Here is a 23243-nt window from a genome sequence, read left to right as displayed (position 1 = left end):
AGCGCCGGAAAGCTACAAGCCAGAGCGTGACGGCGATCTTCATGGTGCCGCTTTTCATCGGGGTGCTGAGCTCTGTCGCACTGGTAGTCGCCCTCGCCGGCGATGGCTGGCGAGACGCACTCTCGTGGGTCGGACTGGCGGTGCCGGTCTCGACCGTGGCCTGGGCCATGAGAGCCCGCCGCTCCTGACCGAACCTGCGCGGGAAGACCGCGAATTGAATAGGGATAGCCGTGACCAACCTTCGATCGAGTGTGGCCTCATGTCTGGCGATCAGCGCCCTTGCGCTTGTTGCGGTATCTCCGGCGCATGCTCAGGAGACAGCCGCCAAGGAGAGCGGCGAAGACATCATCGTGACCGCGCAGAAAGCGAACCAGACGGGCGTCTCGCACGAGGGCCGGATCGGCGTCCTCGGCGATAAGCCCGCCGAGGACGTGCCCTTTGCCGTGAAGAGCTACAACTCCGCGCTCATCCTCAACCAGCAGCCGCAGACGCTGGGGCAGGTGTTGGAGAATGACCCCTCGGTCCGCACCAGCTATGGCTTCGGCAACGCCGCCGAGCAGTTCGTGATCCGCGGCTTCGCGCTCGCCGGCGACGACATCGGCTTCGACGGGCTCTATGGCATCACGCCGCGTCAACTGATCGCGCCGGAGCTCTATGAGAGCGTCCAGGTGCTCAACGGCTCGAGCGCGTTCCTCAACGGCGCCGCACCGGGCGGCACGGGCATAGGCGGCAGCGTCAATCTCATTCCGAAGCGCGCGGGCGCCAAGCCCCTGACCCGCCTCACTGCGAACTACACCTCGAGCGAACATTTCGGAGGCAGCTTCGACTTCGCCCGGCGCTTCGGCTCCGGTGGGGAGTGGGGCGTGCGGATCAACGGCGCGGCCCGTCGCGGTGACGTCGGCATCGATGACGAGTTCCGAAGCGCCTATCTGCTGGGCGGGGCGATCGACTATGATAGTGGCCCGCTGCGCCTGTCGCTCGATCTCGCCTATCAGAAGGTCCGGGTGAACCAGCTCCGCCCGAAGCTGACCCTGCCGGCGGCGATCACCGTCATCCCGCGCGTGCCCGACGCGAAGACCAACTACGGCCAGCCCTACTACTTCACCAACCTGCGCGACATCTACGGCCAGTTCCGCGCCGAACACGACCTGTCCGACAATGCGATGGTCTATGCGGCCTTGGGTGCGCGCGACGGCTCGGAGGATGGGTTTTACAGCACCCTCTCGCTTCTCAACGCGACCACCGGTGCGGCGTCGGTCTCCGGATCGCGCATCCCACGGACCGACAACAACGAGGCCGCGCAGGCCGGCATCCGCGTGAAGCTGGCGTCGGGCGGGATCACCCACGAATTCAACTTCGGCGGGTCCATGAACTGGCTCGTGAACCGCAACGCCTTCGAGTTCTACGCGATCTCGTCGGGCACCAACAAAATCTACAATCCCGTCGTCGTGCCCCGGCCCAGCACAATTACCTCGCGGGGCGGCAATATGGCCGATCCGTTTCCGATCTCCCGCACCCGGTTGCTGAGCACGTTCGCGTCCGACACCATTGGCATCCTGGACGATCGCATCCTGCTGACTGCCGGTCTCAGGCTCCAGCAGATCCATGTCAAGACATACGCCGCCTCCGCCATCCCCGCTCGCAACATTCCTGCGGGCGGGCTCTCGGCGGAGTATCGCAAGGATGCGATCACGCCGGTGGTCGGTCTCGTCGTGAAGCCCGTTGACGGCGTGTCGCTCTACGCAAACCGCATCGAGGCGCTGGTGCAGGGCGCGCAGGCACCTGCCGTGAGCGGCGGCTTCAACATCATCAACGTCGGCGAGGTCCTGCCGCCCTACAAGTCGACCCAGTATGAAGTTGGTGGAAAGCTGACGCTCAGCAAGGTGACGGCGAGTCTTTCGTTCTTCACGACCGACCGCGCAACTCAGATCCTGGAGCTGGTGCCGGCACCGCCGGCCAACTCCGCGCGCTTCGTGGCGTCCGGCCTGCAGCGCAATCGTGGCATCGAGCTGAGCATCCAGGCTGAGCCGATCGAAGGTCTCCGCATCATCACCGGCGGCTCCGTCATCGACTCCGAGCTGCGCCGCCAGACGAATGGCTTGAACGAGGGCAACAAGGTCGCCGGCGTTCCCGACTATCTGGTGAACGGCAACGTCGAATGGGATCTGCCCTTCATCCCCGCGCTGACGCTGACCGGACGTGTCGTTCATACCGGTGAGCAGCAGGCGAACAATGCGAATACCCTCCATTTGCCGAGCTGGACCCGGTTAGACCTTGGTGCGCGCTATGTCGCGCTGATCGGCGACAACCCGCTGACGCTTCGCTTCAGCGTCGATAACGTCGCCAACAAGCGCTATTGGGCGACGGCGTTCGACAGCTCTCGTCCGGACCTCCTGCAGGGCGCTCCGCGCACCTACAAGCTCTCGGCATCCATCGATCTGTAACGTTCAGGCTCGAAGGGCGCTTGGCTCCTTCCGACCCGAATTCCGCTAGGCGACCTAGACCTACGGATGATCGCACCGCGCCATATGCGTGGTGAGCCGGCGATGTCGCTTCGGGTATCCATCCGATGTCACATCGCCGGAGCGCCCCATGACCAAGATCCTCTACGAAGCGACCGCGACTGCCACCGGAGGGCGGGATGGGCGCGCGCGGACTTCCGATGGTAGCTTCGAGGTGAAGCTCGCGACGCCCAGGGAACTCGGCGGGAATGGTGACGGGAACAACCCGGAGCAGCTCTTCGCCTCCGGCTATTCGGCCTGCTTCCTCGGCGCAATGCGCTTGGTCTCGACGCGCGATGGTCTGTCGAAGGTTCCGGCGGACGCATCCGTGACCGCTACGGTCGGGATAGGTCCACGCGAACACGAGGGCTTCGGACTTCGCGTCAAGCTGGCCATCTCATTGCCCGGCATCGGAAAGGATGCCGCCGAGGCTCTGGTGGCGGCTGCAGACAAGGTCTGTCCCTACTCGCACGCGACGCGCGGGAACATCGAAGTGGCGATCGAGGTCGCCTGAACGCATGCCATCGGAGAAGACATTGTCCCGGACGGTCCTGATCACCGGAGCTGCGACCGGCATTGGCCGGGAGACCGTGCTTCGGTTCGCCGGCGCGGGCTGGAACGTGGTCGCGACGACGCGCAGGCCGGATTCCATTCCGCCAGAGGATCTGATGCCGGGGGTGCAGGGCGTCGCGATGGACGTCACCCAGCCAGACCAGATCGCGAGCGCGATCGAGGCGGCGATCGAAGAGTTCGGTGGCATCGACGTCGTCGTCAACAATGCCGGCTTCGGCGAGTTTGGCGTCTTCGAGGCAGTATCGACCGAGAAGATCCGCGCCAGCTTCGAGGTCAACGTCTTAGGCGTGATGAACGTGATGCGCGCAATGCTCCCCCACTTCCGCGAGCGGCAGTCGGGCGTGTTCGTGAACATCAGTTCGGCGGGTGGTATCGTCGGTATGCCGGCCATGTCCGTCTATCTCACGACCAAGTTCGCGCTGGAGGGTTTCAGCGAATCTGTCTGGTTCGAGCTCGCCTCCCAGGGAGTGGCGGTGAAGCTGGTTGAACCGGGGGGCGTGGAGACGCCCTTCCTCGGCAAGATCATGGATACGCGACGGGCGAACCCGGCGCACGATGACTATGCCGCCTTCGTCGCGCACAACGACCACGTCATGTCGCAACTCGCCTGGCCGCGCTCGACCCCGATCGAGATAGCCGACATCGTCTTCGACGCGGCCACCGACGGGACGTCTCGCCTCCGTTACTTCGCAGGGCCAGGCGTGGCCCACATGGTCTCGGCTCGGCATACGTTCGACGACGAGAGGTACGAGATATTCATGCGAGCCGAGTTCGACGCGCTCTCCAAGTTGCCGGATCTGGTTTGATGTCGCGGACCGTTGAAGATGTTTCAAACGGCAAAGGCGCCAACACTCGTGAATTGGTGCGTCGCGATGTGATCATAGGAGCGGGGATCACTCTGGCATCGCTGCCGGTTGCCGCTCGCGCCGCCACCGTGGCGGCGTCTCACACGCCGCTCCCGCCCGTCAGGCAGGTCCACGCAGGGACGCTTTCGATCGGCTATGTCGAATACGGGCCGGCGAACGGGAGACCGGTGCTTCTGATCCATGGCTGGCCATACGACATCCACAGCTTCGCGGAGGTTGCGCCGATACTGGCCGCCCAAGGGTTGAGGGTCATCGTCCCTCACGTCCGCGGCTTCGGCACGACCCGCTTCTTATCCGCAGAGACCGCTCGCAACGCCCAGCAGGCGATACTCGCGACGGACGTCATCGCTCTGATGGACGTCCTCAAGATCGAGCGGGCCACGATCAGTGGGTTCGACTGGGGTGCTCGTTCGGCTTGCATAGTCGCGGCGCTTTGGCCTGAGCGATGTGTGGGCCTCGTATCCGTGAGCGGCTATCTGATCGGCAGCCAGCAGGCGGGGCAGGCGCCACTACCGCCAAAGGCGGAACTGGCATGGTGGTATCAATTCTACTTTGCGACTGAGCGCGGTCGTGCCGGCTACGCCGCAAACTGCAGAGCGTTCAACAAGCAAATTTGGCGCTTGGCGTCGCCGCGCTGGTCGTTCGACGAGAACACCTTCGCGCGGTCGGCGACCTCGTTCGACAACCCGGATCACACCGCCATCGTGATCCACAACTACCGTTGGCGGCTCGGAATCGTGGACGGCGAGCCGAAGCTGCAGGCGATCGAGGATCGACTTGCCGCGTCGCCGCCAATAGCCGTGCCGACCATCACGATGGAAGGGGATGCTAACGGCGCGCCGCATCCGGAGCCAGCATCATATCGCGCCAGGTTCACCTCGCGATACGAGCATCGGCTGATCCGCGGGGGGGATCGGGCACAATCTCCCGCAGGAGGCGCCGAGGGAGTTCGCCGAGGCTATCCGGTCGGTCGCTTCAGGAGCCTGAGATGCATCAGGCCGGAACCATCTCGGGGGCTGCGGGCGAAACGGCTTCCGACGTCGCGCGGGGCCCGGCCGCGGCCCTGTATTGTCCCGGGGAGAGGCCGAACTTTCGTTTGAACGCCGCTCCGAATGCGCTGTCCGACAAAAAGCCGAGCGAGCCTGCGATCGATGAGGCGGACTCGCGCCCCGCCCTGAGCCGCGAGGCGGCAATGGTGAGCCGCCAGCCCGTGGCGTATTCGATCGGCGTCGCGGCTACCCGTTCGCGGAACCGGGCTGCGAAGGTCGAGCGCGACTGCCCAGCGATGTCGGCCAGATCTTTGAGCCGCCAAATGCGGACGGGGTCGGCGTGGATCGCCCGGATCGCTGCAGCGAGTGGCGGATCGGAGAGGCCGCCGATCCAGCCGGGGGCGTTCTCACCTAAAGTCTCTAAGTGGGCGCGAAGCGCATGGACAAACATCAGGCGGAGGATGTCATCGCAGGCTGCGCGGGATCCGGCCTTGCCGCCCTTCCATTCGCTGTCGAGCTGCCCGAGCAGCCAGCCCAGGGGTGCCGCCGCCGTCGCTGCGCCTTCTATTACCAGGGTCGACGGCAGAAGGTCGAGGACCTGCGTTGCACCTTCCGGACCGAAGGTCACGCTTCCGCCCAGCAGCTCGACGTCGCGCCCCACGCCATACCTTCCGGCCAGCGCGTCGTCGCCGAACGCCAGCGCCGCGTCGACCGGCTTGAGCGTGGGATCGCTGGTCAGGACGAACTCCGCACAGTCCTTGATAACGACGCAGTCACCGGCACGTAGACTCCGCCGGTCGTCGCCGACCACAAGCCAGCACTCGCCCTTGCGTACCACGTTGAACTTACAGCTCTGCGGCCTGAACCGCAGCGACCACGCGCCGCCGGCCTCGAGCCTGACGGAGCAGGCCGGCTTCGCGTGCACCATGGCAAGGAGGTCCGAAAGCGGATCGACAGGTGCATTCTGGATTATCACGACAGAATTTCCGACTATGGATGATGTTCCGTCCGAACGGTATGGCGGAGAATAGCGGCATGACAACTCCTCAGACTCCAATCCGCTCGGGCTTCGGGCCCGCTTCGACCGCAGCCGATGTCATGAAGGGCATCGATCTCACCGGCACTACCGCCATCGTCACGGGCGGATATTCCGGCATCGGCCTTGTCACGGCGTTCGCGCTGGCGGATGCCGGTGCTGCCGTCGTCGTGCCGGCGCGTGACATGGACAAGGCCGCGACTGCCATCGATGGCCGCTCCGGCGTCGAGCTCGCCGCGATGGATCTCACCGACTCGCGCTCGGTGGCCGACTTCGCACGGCGGTTCCTTGACAGCGGGCGTCCGCTTCCGATCCTGATCAACAGCGCGGGCGTCATGGCCACTTCGCTGTTCCGGGATGCCGACGGTCACGAGGGGCAGTTCGCGACCAACCATCTCGGCCACTATCGCCTGGTCTGCGCCTTGTGGCCGGCCCTGCGCGCGGAGGGCGCGCGCGTCGTGGCCGTGTCGTCCCGCGGGCATCAGATCTCTCCGGTGCACTTCGAGGACATCGACTTCCGGGATCGCGAATACGACAAGTGGCAGGCTTATGGGCAGTCGAAGACCGCCAACGCGCTATTCGCGCGCGGCCTCGACCGTCGCGGGGCGGGGCACGGCGTGCGGGCCTTCTCTCTTCATCCGGGACAGATCATCACCGACCTAGCGCGCCACCTCTCGGAGGAGGAACTGGAAGGTTTCGACGCCTTCGATGCCGAAGGCAGGCCGAAGATCGATCCGGAAGCGGGTATGAAGAACGTTGAACAGGGTGCGGCGACTAGTCTGTGGTGCGCCACCAACCCGGCGCTCGCTGGTTTAGGCGGCGTCTACTGCGAGGATTGCGACATCGCCGGCATCAACGAAAGTGAGGTGGGCCGCAAGGGTGTGGCGCCCTGGGCCGCTGATGATGAAGCGGCCGAGCGGCTGTGGTCGCTTTCCGAGAAATGGACCGGCATCACCATCTGAGAAGCAGATCCTCGTCGTAGGGCCGGGTCAGATCCCGGCCCGAGCGAGCCTATTTAAGCGACCGCCAGCGCCGCGTCCGACGTGCGGACGCTGGCGGTCGCCAAGGTCAGCGTTGGCGCTTCTGAGGATCCAGCAGAAGGTCGAGAACGACGGACGCGACCTCGGGGCCCCGCTCTTCGTAGATTGTGCCTGTTCGCATGTTGGTGCCCCGGTCGCTCAGCTGCGGCAGGTGCCAGAACAGCGTTCCGTCCTGAACGTCTGGCCAGGTCCAACGGACCTTCACACCGGTGCCGAGCCTGGTCTGGCCCGGCCAGATCGAGCTGATCGGATAGCCCGCGGCGTTGTCGATCTCATGAAGTCGGGCATCGGTGACGAGGCCGACGCCCTTGATGCGCAGGCCGGCTCCCGGCGAGAACGACTTGATGAACGCGATGTCGCCGATCTGGACGGACCGGAGCGTCGCCTCGATGAAGGGTGCGTCCCCATCATACGGGGACGCGGAAGCGCTCGGGGAGGTACTTGGCTGCCAGCCGCTGCAGGCGACGCCGAGATTGAGAAAATAGGACGTGACGTCCTCGGTGCCGCCGTAGCTGGCACCAAAACCGAATATGCTCACTAGTTTCGCTCCTTGGCTCAAGGCCTATGAAGTCGGACACGGCTCGAAGCCGCACTGAGGAGATAGGTGGGCAATCACGTCGGGCAAGGCGTCCCGCCGACATCGGCGAAGCGTGTGACCCGCCATCGGCCGCTGCCGATATATCGAGATGGCCCCCCCGGTGGCGCGGCGCGCATGCTATCTCTTGGTGTCGGGTTTCACCTTCGTCTGGTAGATCCAGTTGAGGAATGCGTCGGCATCCGAGAGATCCTCCCCGCCGATGCGTCGGCGAACCGCCTCTATGACACCGCACACGCGGGCGTAGGACTCCGCTGAGAACAGTGTGACCGATTTAGGAGGAGATGCGCCGAGCGCGCGAAGGGCGGCGGCGGTGTTGCCGTTGTAGACGGCGTATCTCTTCGGCGCGAAGGTGCAGAGTATTTCCGACACCATGTTGATGCCCACGCCGCTGATCTCCCCGCCGAGACGGCGGATTTCGGCGTATCCTTCCTCCGGCGGTTTCTGAGAGGCTGCCTCGGCCGCCGCGAACAAGGCGATGGTCTCGCGCGGTTGGGTGATCGCTTCCTGGCCGCGGCGGTGGATGTCGCCGGAATGCCAGAGGTGCCGGTGCCCGTCGCCTGACGTGATGAGGTCGCGGAACAGGTTTGCAAACTCGTCGCGATCGCGACGAGCCAGGCTTTTGGTTCGGGACATGCCGGCGATCTGACGCTGCACCGTCATCGCCAGCTTCCTGTCGCGGCGGCGTTTCCTCAACGCCTTCATCTCGGCTTTGTCGCGGCGGAATTCGGCGTGTAACAATGACAGCTTGTCGAGATCGAACGCCGAGGCGTCGCCTGCGGCAAGTTCCGTCTCGAGCCGCCGTTTCGCTTCCTCCGCCACCTTGAACCGGGCGCGATAGATCTCGAGCACGACTTCGTCGAGCTCTTCGAACCTGGGATTCGTGCGATATTCGGAGAACACGCTCCGCATCTCGGCCAAGAGCGGAGACTTTTCCTCCAGCCCCAAGATGACTGACACCTCTTCGTTTTGGGTTACGGCTCCGCCAGTGAGATTGGCGGATCCCACCATGAGTTGTGCGCCCGTCGCGCCGACACCGAGAAAGATCTTTGGATGGAACGTGGAGCGCGCATCGGCCTTGGCGACGAACACCTCCAATTGCGGGTATCGCCTCGAAAGATCGAGTAAGTCCTTCAGCGCACCTGGCTCAGTCAGGCAGAAGTCGCTTCCAACGAACGCCTCGACGTCCGCTGCGTTCTCGAGGCGAGCCGTGAGTGTGCCGATGACCCGGCCGAGACCCTTCGATTTCAGGAAGGCTACGGCGAAGGAAATCCTTGTCGCACCGTGCATGATATCCTCGATGGCTGCGAGGTGGTCACGCTCGTTCTCATTCCGAACGAGGCGCGGCGCCGCACTGTCCGCGGACGCTACCCGCTCTTCGGTATGGTCCTGCATCTTCGACTTCGTTGAATCCGGCATCTTTCTACTGACCAGTGATCAGTCCCGTCCTGTTGACCGGACGCGCTTAACAGTTGGCTGAGGACCGTCCAACTGCGAGCAGGCGGCGGCTGCTCAGCCGCGTGTCTGGGCGAGGAAGACCTGACCAACGTCTCCCGGCAGCGCCGCGATCTTCTCGGCGGCAAGGACGATCGTGGGCAGGCGGACGGTGAAGACCGCTCCGCCGAGGCCGCCATTTGATGCCAAGAGCGAGCCGTCGTGGGCCTCGACGATGGAGCGCGACACGGCCAGACCAATCCCGAGCCCGGCGCTCTTGGTCGTGAAGAAGCTGTCGAAGATGCGCGTCAGGTGGGCCGCGCCGATGCCCGGACCGCTGTCCTTCACCTCGAGCGCCAACCATCCGTCGTCGAGGAGGCGCGTGATGATATCGATCGTGGGCCTGACGGAGCCGGACTTCTCCATCGCTTGCATCGCGTTGATGACGAGGTTCACCATCACCTGCGTGAGCTGGACATGGTCGCCCGACAGCGTGGGCAGCCCCTCGTCCAGGTGCAGACGCACTTCCACCGCCTTGGAGTGTATCTCGTCGTTGAGGATGAGAAGGGCCTCCCGCACGACGGCGTTGAGGTCCACGTTTGACCGTTCGACCATGACGCCCGACGACATGTCGCGCATGCGGCTGATGACGCCGTTCGCCCGCTCCGCATCGTCGAGGATGCGCTGGAGACGGCTGACGGCCCGCGTCAGGTCCGGTGGCGACTTTGATAGCCAGCGTAGCGCCGTCCCGCCGTTGGTGGCGATTGACGACAGCGGCTGGCTGACCTCGTGTGCGATCGAGGCGGCGAGCTCGTTCGTGACGGACGTGCGCGCGGCGTTCGCGAACCGGGCCTGCGTGCGCCGCAGCTCCGCCTCGGCCCGCATCTGGCCGCTCATGTCGATCATGCCGATGAGGCTGTTCCCCACCCGCGCGTCGTCGGTGGGGAAGGCCATGGAGAACAGCACTGGCACCCGCTGGCCGGCGACGCCGCACACGACCGTCTCCTCGATCACGTTTCGATGGCCGGCGTATCGCGCCCGGAGGATCCGCCGGAAGGTGTCCGGGCGGGCCTGCCAGAACACCCGCACCGACCTCAGCATCGAGCGCGGCGTCCCGTCGCCGAACATCGTCTCGGCATGCTCGTTGGCCTCCGCGACGCATATGGTGTCGAGTGCGCGCTCGAAGGCAGCCGGGTTCGCCCGCAGATATGCGTCGAGGTCCTCGAAGCCTTGGCGGCGCGGCTCCTCGAACATCGCCAGGCTGCCCCGAGAGTCGATGCGTAGGAGCGCGATTGGCATTGCATGGAAGAGCTGGCGGTAGCGCCGCTCGCTCGCGCGCAGGCGGGAGGCGGTCTGGTCGAACGCCTCGATCGCGGCGAAGACGAGCCGGATCGATCCGGGCGCGACCAGGCGTGCTCCGACCCTCACCGGGACGTGGTCGCCGGAAAGCGTCCGGGCGGAGATGTTGATTAGCTGCGGGCGGGCGCCGGTCGCTGCGGCAGCGAGGAGCGCCCAGAGGGCATGGAAGTCCTCGCCGGAAACGATCTGGCTCAACGACTCTTCCGAGAGATCGCTCGGGTCGAAGACGCCGAACAGCTCGAGCGCTCGAGCGTTGGCGTGCTCGATCATCCAGGAGTGGTCGGGGCCCGTGCCCCTGATGCCCCTGATGAGGAGCGATGGGGTGAGGTCCTCGATGAGATCGAGGTAGGGATCTGCCGTCGCGGCCGCCGGTGGAGGATGTGCGGGGAGGCTTGGCAGAGTGATCGGTCCGCCTTCAGGTATCGCGCGCCGGTTAGACATGTCTGGAACCCCTCGGCGGCCGACTAGGATGTGCTGTGCAGTTCTACCTGCCGTCGGACCTCAAGTCCTTGTCTCCCCCTTGTGTTTCCATTGTCGCGGAACATCCCGATGGGAATACCCAAACGGGTATAGGGAACGGAGGTAGGAATGGGTTATGGTGCTTGGTCGCGCCTTGTCCCATCGACACGACAACCCAGCATTGCGGCCGGTTAGGCCCCGGAGAAACCACCCGAATGCAGTTGCGGTTTGAGGACTTCACCTTGGACACCTCGCTGCGGGAGCTGCGGCGCCTGGGTGCCGAGGTGGCGCTGCCGCCGAAGGTCTTCGATCTGCTGTGCCACCTCGTACAGCATCGCGATCGTGTCGTCACGAAGGACGACCTGCTCGCCACAGTTTGGGAGGGCCGGTTCGTCTCCGAATCGACGCTCGGAAGCCATATCAACGCTGTTCGCCGGGTGCTCGGCGACGACGGCGTCCAACAGCGCGTCGTGCGCACGATCGCGCGGAAGGGGTTCCGGTTCGTCGCGGACGTCACTGCGGGCGAGGCTCGTGAACTGATCGAGCTACCGCGCTCTTCAGCTATGCTGACGCGGATGGCAATGCTTAGCGAGCTACCGTCGATTGGCGTCCTGCCGTTCGCGACTGACACGTCCGACTGGTTTCAGAGACAGGTAGCAGAAGGTATCCGCGAGGAACTGCTTGTCGCACTCACGCGGATGCCGATGCTCGACGTCGCGGCGCTGGGCTTTGGCGACGACCCTGGGGATCGCGCTGCCGGAGTGCACTACGTTCTCGCCGCCAGCCTCCGCAGTTCGGGGGACAGGTTTCGCATCTCGGTTCGGCTGCTCGAAGCGGCAACCGGCCGGCATGTCTGGGCGGACAGCTTCATGTCGTTTCGGGACGATCCGCTTGGCATCGAGGAAACCGTCTCGTCGCGCGTGCGCATCGCGATAGGCAGGGAGCTGGAGCGGGCGGAAACGGAGAGAGTGCGGCGCAAGGCGGATGCTGCACTCGGCGCCTATGACCATTTTCTTCTCGGTCAGGCCCTGATGAGCCGGGGAGGGCGGGCTGATGTAGAACGGGCGGTGTCGCACTTCCACGAAGGAATAGCGCTCGATCCCGAGTTCGGCCCGTCTTACGGCGCCCTGGCTTGGTCCTACGTGTTGAGGAAGCACGGTCTATGGATGGAAGACGTTGAGCGCGAGAGCGCGGAAGGCGCGCGCATCGCCGATATTGCGGTTCGCATGAGCGACGACGATCCCATCGCCATGATCCGTGGGAGCTACGCTCTCGGTCATTTCGGCGAGGACCTTCATATCTGCACCGCTTACATGGACAAGGCGCTCAGGGCAGACCCTCAGTCGGCCTTTGGCTGGTATCTCAGCGGTGGCCAGTTGCTCTCGGCCGGTCGGCGCGAAGAGGCCATGAGACGCATCGGTCACGCTGCCCGGTCGAGCCCCGACGAGCGCGAGCGCGCCGATATCGAGATCCTCACGACGCTCGCCAATCTCTTGGACGGGCGAGCGGATGCCGCGCTATCTCACGCTGAGGCTGCCTTTGCGCTCGCTCCGCGCAACCCCCGCACATTCGGTCTGCTGGCGGCGAGCCATGCGCAGGGCGGTCGCCTCACGGAGGCTGCCCGCGCGATGCACCTGCTCCGGCGGCATAGCCCGGAACTCCGAGCCGACGGGGTCAAGTCGTGGGTCCACCTCCGTCATCGCGCGGACCTGGAGGTGTTCGTCGACGGTCTAAGAAGCGCTGGTCTTCCGCCATGACTCGTCCGCTAACACCTGAGAAGCCGGTTAGCTAAGCCCGAGCGAATACCAGTGCGCTCAAATCTCGCGCGCTATGACCGCTCCACGGAAGTAACCGACGAGGCCGCCTCGCCGCTGAGCCAGGTCGGGCCCTTTTGACGCTTAGCGACGGCAGCCCAGAGGCGTCGCATCCTGGCCCCCTCATGCTTTAGCTCATCCGGTGAGACGTCCCTGATGTCCGGAGCGGAAGACCACGCGTCGCTCGTCCCCAACAGTAGAGGCAGTTCGACGCAGTGGCATGAGCGCCAGGGAGGTCGGCCGGAGCCCCATTCGATGCGAACGAGTTCGGCATCTCCGCCGGAGGCTTCGGCGGCTTTGGCCAGCCCGGCGCTTCCCGCCTGAAAGATTTCCTTGGTCGCTGCTTCGCTTGCCAGTCGGCCTTCGTCGGTGTCGAGCCAATCCGGCGACCGATCCCCGAGGATGAAGACGCCGCCGTCTTGGGCCGTCCAGGACGTCAGGATATCGAAGCGGCCTCCCGCCAAAAATCGTTCCGGCGCGACGGGCGCGAAGGGAAGGCCGCCACCTGCCCGCATGAGGACCGACGCCTGGGCAGCGAGCATACGGTCAACCGAGGCTGTCCGCGGGTCGTCGGCGAGCGCCGCGACGAAATTGTCGTAGGTCGACTCCGCATCGCTGGGATCGCGCAGGGGCGAAGCGGGACAGCTGTGGGCGATCGCTCGATGGAAGTCTGTCCCACCGTGTCCCCAGTTGATCATGGCCTGCACCGAGTGCGCACCGGCCGACTGGCCGGCGACGGTGACGCTGTCAGGATCCCCACCGAACCGATCTATGTTCGCCCGCACCCATCTCAGCGCCTCGATCTGATCCGCCAGGCCGTTGCTCGGTCCGATTGCGCCGGGCAGCCGCAGGTAGCCGAATGCTCCGAGACGATAGGTTACGGATACGAAGACGATGTCGTGTTCGGCGACGAGCGCGCAACCGTCATACCAAGGCAGCTCGCCGCCGCCAGTCACGTATGCGCCGCCATGCAGCCAGACGATAACCGGCCGCCGACCATTCAATCCGGTCGTGAAGACCGTGAGAACCTGACAGCTTTCATCCTGCTTCAATGATGCCTGATCACCATTGATCCGCGCGAGTCGCGAAGGAAGCTGCGGACAGATCGGGCCGCGTGGACCGCCAGGCGCGACCTCCACATAGCGCACTGGCTCAGGCGCTTCGAAGCGGACGCTGCGAGCATAGCGGATGCCGCGGTAGACTGTCGGTTCGGAGCTCATCGTTTCCATTCTCTGCGAAGTGCGTGGCCTGGAGCGCCAAGGCTCAATCGACGAGCGATCCATACCTTGGCCGAGGGTTCTTCTGCCGCGATCTTAGGTGCGCCGGTTCCGCCTACAACGAGTTCATCCGCGAGGGCCGATCATACGGTAGTCGAGGGGAACGGATCGATCCTGTGGCTTCGGGGTCCTGTCGGATGCCGCCATTGGTCGTCGGCTGACGCTGCGCCATCCGCGGCGCCACCTGGACTTCCGAATGCTGTCGGGAGCCGAGACTGGCAGATAAGCGTCCTGTTGATGGCGACGGCTACTTGGAAGGAAGTCTAGCGAATGTCTGATCCGATTACTCGCATTACGACCGAGGCCGCACCTTCGCCCGCGGGCCACTATTCGCAGGCGACGGCATGGAACGGCCTCGTCTTCGCCTCCGGTCAGCTCGGCGTTCGCCCAGACGGCACCCACTCCTTCGATGCGTCGTTCGAGGAGCAGGCGCGGCAGGCGATCGAGAACGTTCTTGCCGTTCTGCGCGCAGCTGGCTGCGGCCCAGAGGGCATCCTTCGCGTCACCGCCTACATCGTGGGTGCCGACAAGTGGCCCGAGTTCAACCAGATCTACGCGTCGATGTTCGATGGCGTTAAGCCCGCCCGCACCGTCGTGCCGGTTCCGGAACTGCACCATGGATATCTCGTCGAGATCGATGCGATCGGCGTGCGCGGCGCAAGCTGAGCTCCGCCAGCGTCCGGTCACATCGTCGCGGGGCGGTGCCGGATCGCGTGCGCCCAAGCGCTCATCGCCGCGCCGATGAAGGGCGGCAGGAGGACGTCGGGGAAGTCGATCAGGAGCTGGCGTGGCCCGCAGATGCCGACCGAGACCTCCCAAATGTGGAATAGGGCGTGCCCGGCCAACCACACAGTGCCGACGCTCCAGAGTAACGTGCGATTACTCTTCACCCTTGCGCCAGCGATGTAGCAGAGCCCCACAAAGGCGTAGATCATGCCGATGTCGCGTATGAAGTGCTGGTTGAAGGGGCCGGTGTTCGTGACGCCGGGGACGGCGAAATACCAGTTCACGGGATCGACGAGCATGAAGAGGCCGTTGGCGATCGCGCCGAGGCCGAGGATCGACGCCAGGATCGGGATTGTCCTGTGCGAGCCACCGCTCCCTCTGGCAGGTGTCTTCCCAGCGAGTTCAACCATCTTTCCATGCCCATTCGGAAGCGTATACCTCGGGGTTGAGCGATCCAATGCCTCGGGTCGATCATACGAACCGCTAGGTGATGCTCGAGGCGCACGGTAGGCGTGCCTCGGCGGTAGCTTCGCCGGCAGACGGGGCACAGCCTAGCCGTCGGAATGGCTATCGCGAGATCACCGTTGGGTTAGGATCGCCGGAAGGGTTGGCGGCGGCGGACCGTATCTGAACGCTGATCCCACGGCGCGATGAAGGTGTGGGATCGCGTGTTCAAATGTGCGCATGTCGCCTCGCTCGAGGGCGTTTGGCGGCTGGACGCTATCGACCTACATCAACTGGGGCGGGCCGTAGGCTCGGGACATACGGATTGGTTGGAAGAGTCGCCGGAACGGCGACGCCGCGAAAGGGTGGGCGTTTGTTCGGATCGGTGACCTTCGGGAGGCTGCTGAGGCGGTTTGCGCCGCTGCTGCTTTCGTTCGCGCCTGCGACTTTCGCGCAGGTGGCGACGGAGATCGAGCCGACCTCCTACGCCTTCGCGGCCTACACCCACCAGAAATGGGGTCGGGAGCGGGACGCGCCGAAGCAGATCTTCTCGGTGACGCAGGGCCGCGACGGCTTCCTCTGGCTGGCGACCGGGCAGGGACTCTACCGCTTCGACGGCGTCCGCTTCGAGCGGGTCGCGGTGCCGGGCGGGGCGGCGCACGGGGCGCCGACGGTCGTCCTGGTAACGCGCGCTGGCGACATATGGACAAACTTTTCGGATTCTCACCGATTTGCGGTTTACCGCGGGGGCCGTCTCGAGCTGCTCCCGCCGTCGCCGGCGACGCATCGCGTGTCGATCATGCGGGAGGGTCCGGACGGCTCCATCTGGGCTCTGAGCGACGCTGAGGACGAGCCGCTGCTCCGGTTCAAGGCCGGTCGGTGGCAGGTGTATGGCCGCTTTCACGGCATTCCGACGGGCAACCCCTTCGACATGGTCGTTTCGGCGAATGGTGTCGTCTGGCTTACCCATGCCGAGATGATCCTTCGGCTCGACAAGGCGCATGATCGCTTCGTTCGATTCGCAAGCCGGAATGCGACGATCTCGCGCCTCTCCATCGATCCGGCCGGGCGGATCTGGCTCAGCGATCAACTCGGGACGCATCCTATCACGGGCCCGGACGGAAACGGGCGGCCACCGCGCCTGCGCGTCCCCTATGCGACCGACAAGCCCCAGATCCGGGGCTTCACAATGTTCGACAGAGCCGGCAACTTCTGGATGACGACGGAGTATCGCGGCGTTCAGCGCATTGCGCATCCGGATCCGCGCGGTGCGGCGTCGCAGGCTGGTGCGCGAGCCGCAATAGAGCGGTTCACGACGCAGAACGGCCTGACGTCGAACATCACTCAGAAGGCTTTTCAGGACCTTGAGGGCAACATCTGGGTAGGGACCGAAAAGGGGGTGGACCGGTTTCGCGCAGCGTCGGTGGTGACAGAGCCTCGATTGGACGACACGCACGTGTTCGGCGATTTGCTTCTCGCTGCGCGAGACGGCAGCGTGTTCATAGCCCAGGCGAAGATCATCTACCGCGTCGCGCCAGGCCGGCGACCCGAGCCGATTTTGAACGCGGGGATCCTGCCGAGCACGATGTGCGAAGCGCCCGGCGGCGGCATCTGGATCACGCTGAACAACGAGGTGGTGGTCTGGCGCGGCGGAAGGGTCGTCGGCCGAAAGCCCGAAGTGCCGACCCACATCACGCTATACGACTGCGCCTTCGACGCGAATGGTAACTACTGGATCAGTGCCGCGCGGGGCGGCCTCTTCCGTCTTCGCCGTAACCGGTGGGAACGCATGTTCGGCAACACGGGACCCGACTTTCGACCGCGGTCGATGGTCGCCGATGTAACAGGTCGTGTGCTGGCTCAGTGGAGCTACCGGACGCTGCGCTACGCGTCTCCTCCCAATCTTGGCGAGCTGCCGATCCCATTTGGCATCCACGATCCGGAGCCGGTCACGCTCTACGTTCCGCCCTCAGGCGTGTCCGAGGCAGGCCTGTATGTCGGCGGACTGCTGGGCGTCGCGCGCCTGGTCGGCGGCAAGTGGCAGTGGCTCGGCAAGGATCGCGTGCCGGGTCTGGTGAACGTCAACGGGATCGTAGTGACGAAGGACGGCGATCACTGGTTCGCCGGCAGTGAGGGCATCGTCAGAATCGGCGCGTCGGAAGCCAACGCCGCCTTTCAGACGCCCGGGCGCAGGCCCGCGGTGGAGCTGCTCAATGAGGATTCCGGTCTCGGCAGCATGCCGCACGATCACAGCCGCCATGCGATCGTCCAGGGCGGGGACGGCCGCATCTGGATCGCGACGCAGGCTGGCTCCGCCTGGATCGATCCGGCCAGGCTTACCCGGAACCCGTTTCCGCCCAAGCTGTCGATCCGCGCGGTTCGCGCTGGTCAGAAAATCTACCATAATCCCAGGCACATTCGCCTCGAGCCCGGACAGTCCGACATCGAGATCGACTTCGCTGTGCTCAGCCTGTCCAACCCCGACAGGACCGCCGCACGATATCGCATGGAGGGTCAGGACGAGCGCTGGACGCCCAGCGGTCATCGTCGCGAGGCGTTCTACACCAACCTGAGGCCCGGCACTTACGTCTTCAGGGTCGTTGCAGCGAACGAGGATGGCGTCGAGAGTGCCGATGGCGCCTCGGTCACCATCAAGGTGGTCCCCACGTTCGTGCAGTCCATCTGGTTCTTCGTGCTTCTCGCGATCGCCGCCGTCCTAATCGTCTGGCTCCTGCTGCGGCTTCGCGCCGCGCAAGTCGCATCGCAGATGCGTGCGAGGCTGGAGCAGCGCCTTCTGGAGCGGGAGACCATAGCACGGGATCTGCACGACACGCTTCTGCAGGGCGTTCAGGGGTTCGCGTTCCGCGTCCAGGCGGTGGCCAATCGGTTGGCGGCGGGCAGCGAGGAGCGCAAGGCGCTCGAGCAGACGCTCGACCGGGCGGACGAGCTCGTGTCGAAAGGCCGTGAGAGCGTGCGCGACCTCAGGGTGGGCGATGGCCCAATTGAGTTGCGTCGGACGCTGCTCGACGTAGTCGACGAGGCGCTCCTCGACGATGCGATCGATGTCCAGATCATCGAGCTTGGCACGCCCGAGACGATGCACCCCCTCGCCCTAAAGGAGATCACGGCGATCGTGGGAGAAGCGCTCTTCAACATCGGCCGCCACGCCGGTGCGAAGGAGGTCGAGCTGGTGGCCAGCTACGGCCGTCGGACCTTCCGGCTGCGCGTGCAGGACAATGGCCGGGGCATTCCCCACGAGATGCTCGGCATTGGGGGCAGGGAAGGCCACTTCGGCCTCGTCGGGATGCGCGAGCGGGCCCGCGTGATCGGCGGAAGGCTGGACGTTCGCAGTCCGGAGGGCGGAGGCACCGAGGTCGTCCTAGATGTGCCGAGCGGGGTGGCCTACGACCGGCTCGTCCGACGCCATTCCTGGCTTTCCGGAGTCTGGCCTCGCAGCGAGAACTAGAGGTCGAGGAAGCCGCGGCGGGTCGCCGTGATCGCCGCCTGGGTCCGGTCGGTCGCGTCCAGCTTGAAGAACACGTTCTTGAGCGCGAGCTTCACGGTCTCCGTGGAGACGCCGATCCCCTTCGCGATCTCCTTGTTGGTGAGCCCCTGCGAAACCATCCGCATGATGGCGATCTCGCGACCGCTCAGATGCTCGCTCACCGGATGTTGCTCGAAGTCCTTGAGAATCTCGCTCTGGACGTACGTAGCTCCGGAGTGGACGCGCCTGATAGCGTCGAGGAGCTGGGTCCTGGCGCCGCTTTTGAGAAGATAGCCGCTGGCGCCGGCTTTCAGCAGCGCGCGCGCCGGCACGTCCCCTTGGTAGTTCGTGAGCACGATCACACGCGCTTCCGGGAACTCGGCTCGAATTGCAACGACGGCGTCGAACCCGTTCATGCCGGGCATCTGTAAATCCATCAGCGTGACGTCTGGTCGAAGTTCGCGCTGGCGATCCAGCGCCTCGGTGCCGCTCGACGCTTCACCACACAGTTCGACGTCATCCCGACCGTTAACGAGCGCGGATATGCCGTCCCGAAGCAGCGGATGATCATCGACGACGAGAACACGTATCTTGGGAGTCACCGCAACCATTTAACCCGTCTGATCTCCTCTCTTGGGCTATGGACCGTTTAACGGCTAAGTGCTCGCAAGGCGACCGGATTATATTTCCGTGAACCACCCACTTGGGTATTTCCATGCCGTAGTCGGGGACTGAACCAGAGGGTCGCCGCGACAGGATCAAGCTCTAGGCGCTGACGAAAGCAACGCCTGCCGCCGCTGGCTGGAAAGGAGCCCGATGAACCCAAGTCTCACCGAACGCGCGAGACGCATCGACCCTCGAGGGGCCGCGCTGGCGGATGTGTGTGCCGTCCTTGGCCGCATCGCGATCGCGCCGCTGTTCCTGCTTAGCGGGATAGCCAAGCTGACCGATCCGACGACGTTCCTCCGCTACATCGGGTCCGTCGGCCTGCCGTTCCCGGCGGCGGCTCTTGGGCTAGCTATACTCGTCGAGCTGATAGGCGGGGCGCTGCTCGTTGTCGGCTACAAGACGAGGGTGGTCGCCGCCGTGATCGCTGCATTCACGTTGGTGACCGCCATCGTCTTCCATCGCGACCTCCAGGACCAGACCCAGTTCCTGTTCTTCTTCAAGAACGTGGCGATCACAGGTGGACTGCTGCAGGTCGTGGCATTAGGCGGAGGGCGCTGGAGCATTGATCGCAGCTAGGGAGCGTCGCGCTTCGACAACGATGCCGTTCGAGATAATCGTCCGATCTTCGGCGTCAGCCAGGCCGTAGACCCATGAGGTGGACGGTTGGCTGACGTATAAAATTCTGACATCCAAGCGGACCAATCCATGCTGTCGCGTTTGGCGCGGTCGGCAACACCATCGAAAAGGTGGTGTCTGACGAAAATGGCGCGATCGTTGCGGACCGAACGCGGCAAGACACACGCTAGAGCCACGCTTCCGCTATCGTCGCGGTTCCAAACTCGAATGGGGAAAGCGCGTCTGTGTCAGGTTAACGGAATGCCATAGGTGTAGAAGTCGATTTCTCGAGTCCATCCGGCTTGCTCGTAAAGAGATTGAGCAGTCGTGTTGGATACAGAAGTCGAAAGTGAGAGCCGCGCCGCCCCCGCGCTCCGGCCATACTCACATGCTCCATCCAGCAAAGCTCGACCGGCTCCAGTGCCGCGAGCGCTAGGAAGGACATAGAGATCGTTCAGGACGAAAGTGCGAGCCAGTCTTACCGACGAGAACGACGGAAATAGCTGCGTGAACCCAACGACTTCGCAGCCATCGCAAGCAACAAGGATAATCGACTGCCGATGTTCGAAGCGATCACTGAGGAACGATCGAGCACCCCTCTGATCGGACGGTCGCCCGTAGAATTGGCGGTAGGCGTCGAACAGCGGCACTAGTGTGTTCAGATCAGCGACAGTAGCTTGGCGAATGATCAACGACAGTAACTCCTAAGGTGCTTCACCGGTGGCGGCAAGAGGAACGATAACAGCTGGTCGCCGATAATCAGATTCGGCGATTGAACGCCAGCTGTCGTGGGCAACGATCCCTTTCGGGAGAAGGCTACAGTAGCGAGTTCCGTCGATTAGCGTTCCGCGCCTCCCGTGAGTCGACCGGCTCGCGAACCTCCTGGACGGGAGCGGTGCTGTTCGGCTCCGTCTCCGGTAGCTAATCACAGGTTCCCTCAGCGGTGGTCGATTGGGTGATTGTCGAAGGATCGATCCTTCCTTCCGTTCCAGCAGATAGGTTAGACGTAAGGCACGCCTTCGAGACGTGGCCGAGTTTGTCAGGATTTCGGACGATGTAGATGGCAATGATCTTTCCGTCGCGCACGTCGAGAGCCGTTGTCTGCACCAAGCTGGCGCGATCCACGCTTACGAAGCCGGGCAGACCATTTATCAGCGCGGTTCTGATCAGCGTCGGTGGCGCTTCGCCCTTTAGGCGCAGTCCGGCAAAGAGCCGCAGGACCCGCTCGAGGCCTCGTACCACATGGAGGAAGGCGATCACCTTGCCCCCTCCGTCCGAATGTATCTCGACGTCCTGGGCGAGCATGAGCGAGAGCTGGTCTATGTCGCCGTCGTTCGCGGCCTTGAAAAAGGCTCGGGCGAGCCGGTCGGCCTCCGCCTTCTCGACGATGAAGCGCTTATTCGCCGAATGCACGTGCTTTCTCGCGCGGGATGCGAGCTGGCGGACCGTCGCTGGCTCCCGATCAAGCGCGGCGGCCACGTCCGGCAGCGCCACCTCGAACACGTCATGGAGGAGGAACGCCGCCCGCTCCAGCGGGGTGAGCCGTTCCATGGCCAGCATCAGGGCGACCGTCACGTCGTCGGCGATCATCTCGTCCGGTTCGACGGAGCCCAACAGCGGATCGGGTAGCCATGGCCCGACATAGGTTTCCCGACGCGCACGCGCCGATTTCTGCCGATCGATGCAAAGGCGGGCCACGATGCGGGTCAGGTAGGTCACCGGAAAATCGACCGAGCCTTCGGCACCGTCCCACCTCAGCCAGGCGTCCTGCACGATATCCTCGGCGTCGCTGACCGAGCCGAGCATACGGTATGCGAAACGCAGCATCCGAGCGCGCTCGGCCTCGAACGCGGCAGCGCGTTGATCGTCCCTCATCATCCTCTTCTCTTCGACGCCGTCGCGCGGGCCAACCGGCACCCGAATACTCCCTTCATCTGATCTCGTGCGACGAGATAGTCGTTGCGGCCTTCAGATCGAACGAGCGCGCCGAACATTCTTCTGCTCCCGTGTCACACTTGCCCCCTCTGTCTCGTCAATTCGTCAGGCGTCGATCAAAGACGCTGCTGACGAAGGACCTCGATTTATGACCGCGAATGCACGACTGGCCTGGCATGAAGTGGCGCCGCAGGGCGCCAAGGCGCTCTTCGGCGTCCACCACTATGTGACCACGGGCACGAACCTGCCGGCCGAACTGATCCACCTCGTCTTCCTCCGTGTGTCGCAGATCAACGGCTGTGCGCACTGCATCGACCTTCACACACGGGACTTGCTCATGACGATGGCGGCCGACAAGGTTGCGCTGCTCCCGGTCTGGGCCGAGGTGCCGCACCTGTTCCCCGAGCAGTATCGCGTTGCGCTTGCTTGGGCTGAGGAGGTCACGCTCCTCAGTGAGACTCACGCTTCGGACGAAGCCTACGCCGCTGCCGCCGCAGCGTTCGAGCCAAAGGACCTCGTCGACCTCACGATCGCGATCGCTGCGATGAACGCGTTCAACCGCTTGGGCGCGCCGTTCCGTCTGCCGGTCAAGGCGAAGCCGTAGGAGTTTAGAAGCGGAATCGCCGTAAGTCATAGAAAGGCCTTGCCGGCGTGCTCGCGAAAGCGAGCGACGGGTGATGGCTATGCTCTTCCATCTTGAACAGGTTTGCGTTCTGGCGCTCAGCTTCGGTAAGGAACTCGGCGCGCAGGCTGTCGCCGGAGAACAGCTCTGGCGAGTAGCCTGCCGCCAGCGCCGCCGCCTCCGCTACCAGCGCTACACCCTGCGGGCTCATCGCCTTGTCGGTGAGCCCGCCTGCGGGGTCAGCTTGCGGAACACCGGCCCCTCGCTGATCCCCGCTAACTCAAGCCAGCTTGGTAGTGGCGCACTGGCTCAAGGCGACGGCCGTCGAGCATCGCGACGGTATGGGCCTTGCCTTCCTGGTCGGTCTTCGATGACCCGATCGGCACCAGTAGCCCGCGGCTGTCCTTGGAAACGCGGCCGACCGTGATCGCCGCCAATTCCGAGCGCCTGAACGCGCCGGCCATCCCGATCGCGCGCATCGCGCGGTCGCGGTGCGCGTGCAGGTCCTCGCCGGTAACGCTGCTGTCGGTTCTCCTGATGACCGGACAGAACGGGCGTTGTATTCCGCTGCCCTAGAATCCGGACGAGATCCTCAAAGATCGGACAGGTGAGGGGACCGGGAAAGGCGACGGCCCTGGGATTGGGAGCAGCAGCTGTCGACCAACATGCGCCATCCCGATGAGGTAGCGGGAATATCCGCGCACGCCGGAACCAGCCATTTCCAACGGTGAGAGCCGCAGATGTAGCGCATCAGCGAAGGCGAGGCGACCGTCCGGCTCGCCTGACGGCGAACTGCGTTAGCGCG

Annotated in this window: 22 protein-coding genes; 11 read left to right on the top strand and 11 right to left on the bottom strand. The window is 64.4% G+C overall.

What is annotated here, in order from left to right:
- The first annotated feature begins 41 nt into the window (after nucleotides 1–41).
- From HNO88_RS12820 to HNO88_RS12800, 5 genes are all read left to right on the top strand, one after another.
- Nucleotides 42–188 (top strand): hypothetical protein, encoded by a 147-nt coding sequence (locus HNO88_RS12820; protein ID WP_246381703.1) that lies wholly within the window; start codon nucleotides 42–44, stop codon nucleotides 186–188.
- Nucleotides 189–350: 162 nt separating this feature from the next.
- Nucleotides 351–2444 carry a TonB-dependent receptor gene (locus HNO88_RS12815; protein ID WP_312857073.1) on the top strand — a complete coding sequence of 698 codons (2094 nt, stop codon included), beginning with the start codon at nucleotides 351–353 and terminating at the stop codon, nucleotides 2442–2444.
- Between the two features lie 148 nt (nucleotides 2445–2592).
- Nucleotides 2593–3015, top strand: a complete 423-nt coding sequence (locus HNO88_RS12810; protein WP_184245820.1) for an organic hydroperoxide resistance protein — start codon at nucleotides 2593–2595, stop codon at nucleotides 3013–3015.
- Between the two features lie 22 nt (nucleotides 3016–3037).
- Nucleotides 3038–3880, top strand: coding sequence for an SDR family oxidoreductase (locus HNO88_RS12805; RefSeq protein ID WP_221420000.1), 843 nt, complete (start codon nucleotides 3038–3040; stop codon nucleotides 3878–3880).
- The gene (locus HNO88_RS12800) at nucleotides 3880–5040 is read left to right on the top strand and encodes an alpha/beta fold hydrolase (RefSeq protein ID WP_246381700.1); all 1161 of its coding nucleotides are present in this window, start codon (nucleotides 3880–3882) and stop codon (nucleotides 5038–5040) included. The genes HNO88_RS12805 and HNO88_RS12800 overlap by 1 nt, the downstream gene beginning before the upstream one ends.
- Here the strand turns inward: HNO88_RS12800 and HNO88_RS12795 are convergent.
- The gene (locus HNO88_RS12795) at nucleotides 4934–5905 is read right to left on the bottom strand and encodes an AraC family transcriptional regulator (protein ID WP_312857072.1); all 972 of its coding nucleotides are present in this window, start codon (nucleotides 5903–5905) and stop codon (nucleotides 4934–4936) included. The two genes, HNO88_RS12800 and HNO88_RS12795, sit on opposite strands and share 107 nt — an antisense overlap.
- Before the next feature lie 59 nt (nucleotides 5906–5964).
- Between HNO88_RS12795 and HNO88_RS12790 the strand changes: the two genes are divergently transcribed.
- Nucleotides 5965–6927: an oxidoreductase gene (locus tag HNO88_RS12790; RefSeq protein WP_184245811.1), complete on the top strand. Its 963-nt coding sequence runs from the start codon at nucleotides 5965–5967 to the stop codon at nucleotides 6925–6927.
- 106 nt (nucleotides 6928–7033) lie between these two features.
- On the opposite strand, the gene HNO88_RS12785 is transcribed toward HNO88_RS12790, so the two are convergent.
- From HNO88_RS12785 to HNO88_RS12775, 3 genes are all read right to left on the bottom strand, one after another.
- Nucleotides 7034–7543, bottom strand: coding sequence for a hypothetical protein (locus tag HNO88_RS12785; RefSeq protein WP_184245808.1), 510 nt, complete (start codon nucleotides 7541–7543; stop codon nucleotides 7034–7036).
- A 177-nt stretch (nucleotides 7544–7720) separates the two neighbouring features.
- Nucleotides 7721–8995, bottom strand: coding sequence for an 8-oxoguanine DNA glycosylase OGG fold protein (locus HNO88_RS12780; RefSeq protein WP_184245805.1), 1275 nt, complete (start codon nucleotides 8993–8995; stop codon nucleotides 7721–7723).
- A 117-nt stretch (nucleotides 8996–9112) separates the two neighbouring features.
- Nucleotides 9113–10663, bottom strand: a complete 1551-nt coding sequence (locus tag HNO88_RS12775) for a PAS domain-containing sensor histidine kinase (protein WP_184245802.1) — start codon at nucleotides 10661–10663, stop codon at nucleotides 9113–9115.
- A gap of 206 nt (nucleotides 10664–10869) precedes the next feature.
- Here HNO88_RS12775 and HNO88_RS12770 point away from each other — a divergent pair, with 206 nt between their 5' ends.
- A complete protein-coding gene (locus tag HNO88_RS12770; protein WP_184245799.1) occupies nucleotides 10870–12609 on the top strand; it encodes a winged helix-turn-helix domain-containing protein in 1740 nt (579 codons plus the stop codon).
- 71 nt (nucleotides 12610–12680) lie between these two features.
- On the opposite strand, the gene HNO88_RS12765 is transcribed toward HNO88_RS12770, so the two are convergent.
- Nucleotides 12681–13886, bottom strand: a complete 1206-nt coding sequence (locus HNO88_RS12765; RefSeq protein WP_184245796.1) for a carboxylesterase family protein — start codon at nucleotides 13884–13886, stop codon at nucleotides 12681–12683.
- 327 nt (nucleotides 13887–14213) lie between these two features.
- Between HNO88_RS12765 and HNO88_RS12760 the strand changes: the two genes are divergently transcribed.
- Complete coding sequence (locus tag HNO88_RS12760; protein WP_184245793.1) at nucleotides 14214–14609, top strand: RidA family protein; 396 nt, start codon at nucleotides 14214–14216, stop codon at nucleotides 14607–14609.
- A 17-nt stretch (nucleotides 14610–14626) separates the two neighbouring features.
- Here the strand turns inward: HNO88_RS12760 and HNO88_RS12755 are convergent, their stop codons facing one another.
- Nucleotides 14627–15079, bottom strand: coding sequence for a hypothetical protein (locus HNO88_RS12755; protein ID WP_221419999.1), 453 nt, complete (start codon nucleotides 15077–15079; stop codon nucleotides 14627–14629).
- A 407-nt stretch (nucleotides 15080–15486) separates the two neighbouring features.
- Here HNO88_RS12755 and HNO88_RS12750 point away from each other — a divergent pair, with 407 nt between their 5' ends.
- Nucleotides 15487–18579, top strand: a complete 3093-nt coding sequence (locus tag HNO88_RS12750) for a sensor histidine kinase (protein ID WP_221419998.1) — start codon at nucleotides 15487–15489, stop codon at nucleotides 18577–18579.
- Here HNO88_RS12750 and HNO88_RS12745 read toward each other — a convergent pair.
- Nucleotides 18576–19208 (bottom strand): response regulator transcription factor, encoded by a 633-nt coding sequence (locus tag HNO88_RS12745; RefSeq protein WP_184245787.1) that lies wholly within the window; start codon nucleotides 19206–19208, stop codon nucleotides 18576–18578. The genes HNO88_RS12750 and HNO88_RS12745 overlap by 4 nt on opposite strands.
- Nucleotides 19209–19413: 205 nt before the next feature.
- Here HNO88_RS12745 and HNO88_RS12740 point away from each other — a divergent pair, with 205 nt between their 5' ends.
- A complete protein-coding gene (locus HNO88_RS12740; RefSeq protein ID WP_184245784.1) occupies nucleotides 19414–19842 on the top strand; it encodes a DoxX family protein in 429 nt (142 codons plus the stop codon).
- 287 nt (nucleotides 19843–20129) lie between these two features.
- Here HNO88_RS12740 and HNO88_RS12735 read toward each other — a convergent pair whose 3' ends face one another.
- Together HNO88_RS12735 and HNO88_RS12730 are read right to left on the bottom strand one after the other, a co-directional pair.
- Nucleotides 20130–20573 (bottom strand): GNAT family N-acetyltransferase, encoded by a 444-nt coding sequence (locus HNO88_RS12735; RefSeq protein WP_221419997.1) that lies wholly within the window; start codon nucleotides 20571–20573, stop codon nucleotides 20130–20132.
- Nucleotides 20574–20802: 229 nt separating this feature from the next.
- The gene (locus tag HNO88_RS12730; RefSeq protein WP_246381697.1) at nucleotides 20803–21756 is read right to left on the bottom strand and encodes a sigma-70 family RNA polymerase sigma factor; all 954 of its coding nucleotides are present in this window, start codon (nucleotides 21754–21756) and stop codon (nucleotides 20803–20805) included.
- 208 nt (nucleotides 21757–21964) lie between these two features.
- On the opposite strand from HNO88_RS12730, the gene HNO88_RS12725 reads away from it, so the two are divergent.
- Entirely contained in the window at nucleotides 21965–22420 is a 456-nt protein-coding gene (locus HNO88_RS12725) for a carboxymuconolactone decarboxylase family protein (protein WP_184245778.1), read from the top strand.
- Between the two features lie 4 nt (nucleotides 22421–22424).
- On the opposite strand, the gene HNO88_RS22335 is transcribed toward HNO88_RS12725, so the two are convergent.
- Nucleotides 22425–22649, bottom strand: coding sequence for a site-specific integrase (locus tag HNO88_RS22335; RefSeq protein WP_246381695.1), 225 nt, complete (start codon nucleotides 22647–22649; stop codon nucleotides 22425–22427).
- A gap of 64 nt (nucleotides 22650–22713) precedes the next feature.
- Entirely contained in the window at nucleotides 22714–22917 is a 204-nt protein-coding gene (locus HNO88_RS22330) for a site-specific integrase (RefSeq protein WP_246381692.1), read from the bottom strand.
- Nucleotides 22918–23243: the final 326 nt, after the last annotated feature.

This window comes from Novosphingobium chloroacetimidivorans (assembly GCF_014204535.1).
In the GTDB taxonomy this organism is placed as follows: domain Bacteria; phylum Pseudomonadota; class Alphaproteobacteria; order Sphingomonadales; family Sphingomonadaceae; genus Novosphingobium; species Novosphingobium chloroacetimidivorans.
Note: the sequence above shows the minus strand (reverse complement) of the source record. Positions and strands in the feature narration are given on the sequence as shown.

Coding starts and splice junctions, on each gene's coding strand:
- HNO88_RS12820 (WP_246381703.1), top strand. CDS start 42: ATGGTGCCGCTTTTCATCGGGGTGCTGAGCTCTGTCGCACTGGTAGTC.
- HNO88_RS12810 (WP_184245820.1), top strand. CDS start 2,593: ATGACCAAGATCCTCTACGAAGCGACCGCGACTGCCACCGGAGGGCGG.
- HNO88_RS12800 (WP_246381700.1), top strand. CDS start 3,880: ATGTCGCGGACCGTTGAAGATGTTTCAAACGGCAAAGGCGCCAACACT.
- HNO88_RS12790 (WP_184245811.1), top strand. CDS start 5,965: ATGACAACTCCTCAGACTCCAATCCGCTCGGGCTTCGGGCCCGCTTCG.
- HNO88_RS12780 (WP_184245805.1), bottom strand. CDS start 8,995: ATGCAGGACCATACCGAAGAGCGGGTAGCGTCCGCGGACAGTGCGGCG.
- HNO88_RS12775 (WP_184245802.1), bottom strand. CDS start 10,663: ATGATCGAGCACGCCAACGCTCGAGCGCTCGAGCTGTTCGGCGTCTTC.
- HNO88_RS12765 (WP_184245796.1), bottom strand. CDS start 13,886: ATGAGCTCCGAACCGACAGTCTACCGCGGCATCCGCTATGCTCGCAGC.
- HNO88_RS12760 (WP_184245793.1), top strand. CDS start 14,214: ATGTCTGATCCGATTACTCGCATTACGACCGAGGCCGCACCTTCGCCC.
- HNO88_RS12755 (WP_221419999.1), bottom strand. CDS start 15,079: ATGGTTGAACTCGCTGGGAAGACACCTGCCAGAGGGAGCGGTGGCTCG.
- HNO88_RS12745 (WP_184245787.1), bottom strand. CDS start 19,208: ATGGTTGCGGTGACTCCCAAGATACGTGTTCTCGTCGTCGATGATCAT.
- HNO88_RS12740 (WP_184245784.1), top strand. CDS start 19,414: ATGAACCCAAGTCTCACCGAACGCGCGAGACGCATCGACCCTCGAGGG.
- HNO88_RS12730 (WP_246381697.1), bottom strand. CDS start 21,756: ATGAGGGACGATCAACGCGCTGCCGCGTTCGAGGCCGAGCGCGCTCGG.
- HNO88_RS12725 (WP_184245778.1), top strand. CDS start 21,965: ATGACCGCGAATGCACGACTGGCCTGGCATGAAGTGGCGCCGCAGGGC.
- HNO88_RS22335 (WP_246381695.1), bottom strand. CDS start 22,649: ATGAGCCCGCAGGGTGTAGCGCTGGTAGCGGAGGCGGCGGCGCTGGCG.
- HNO88_RS22330 (WP_246381692.1), bottom strand. CDS start 22,917: ATGCGCGCGATCGGGATGGCCGGCGCGTTCAGGCGCTCGGAATTGGCG.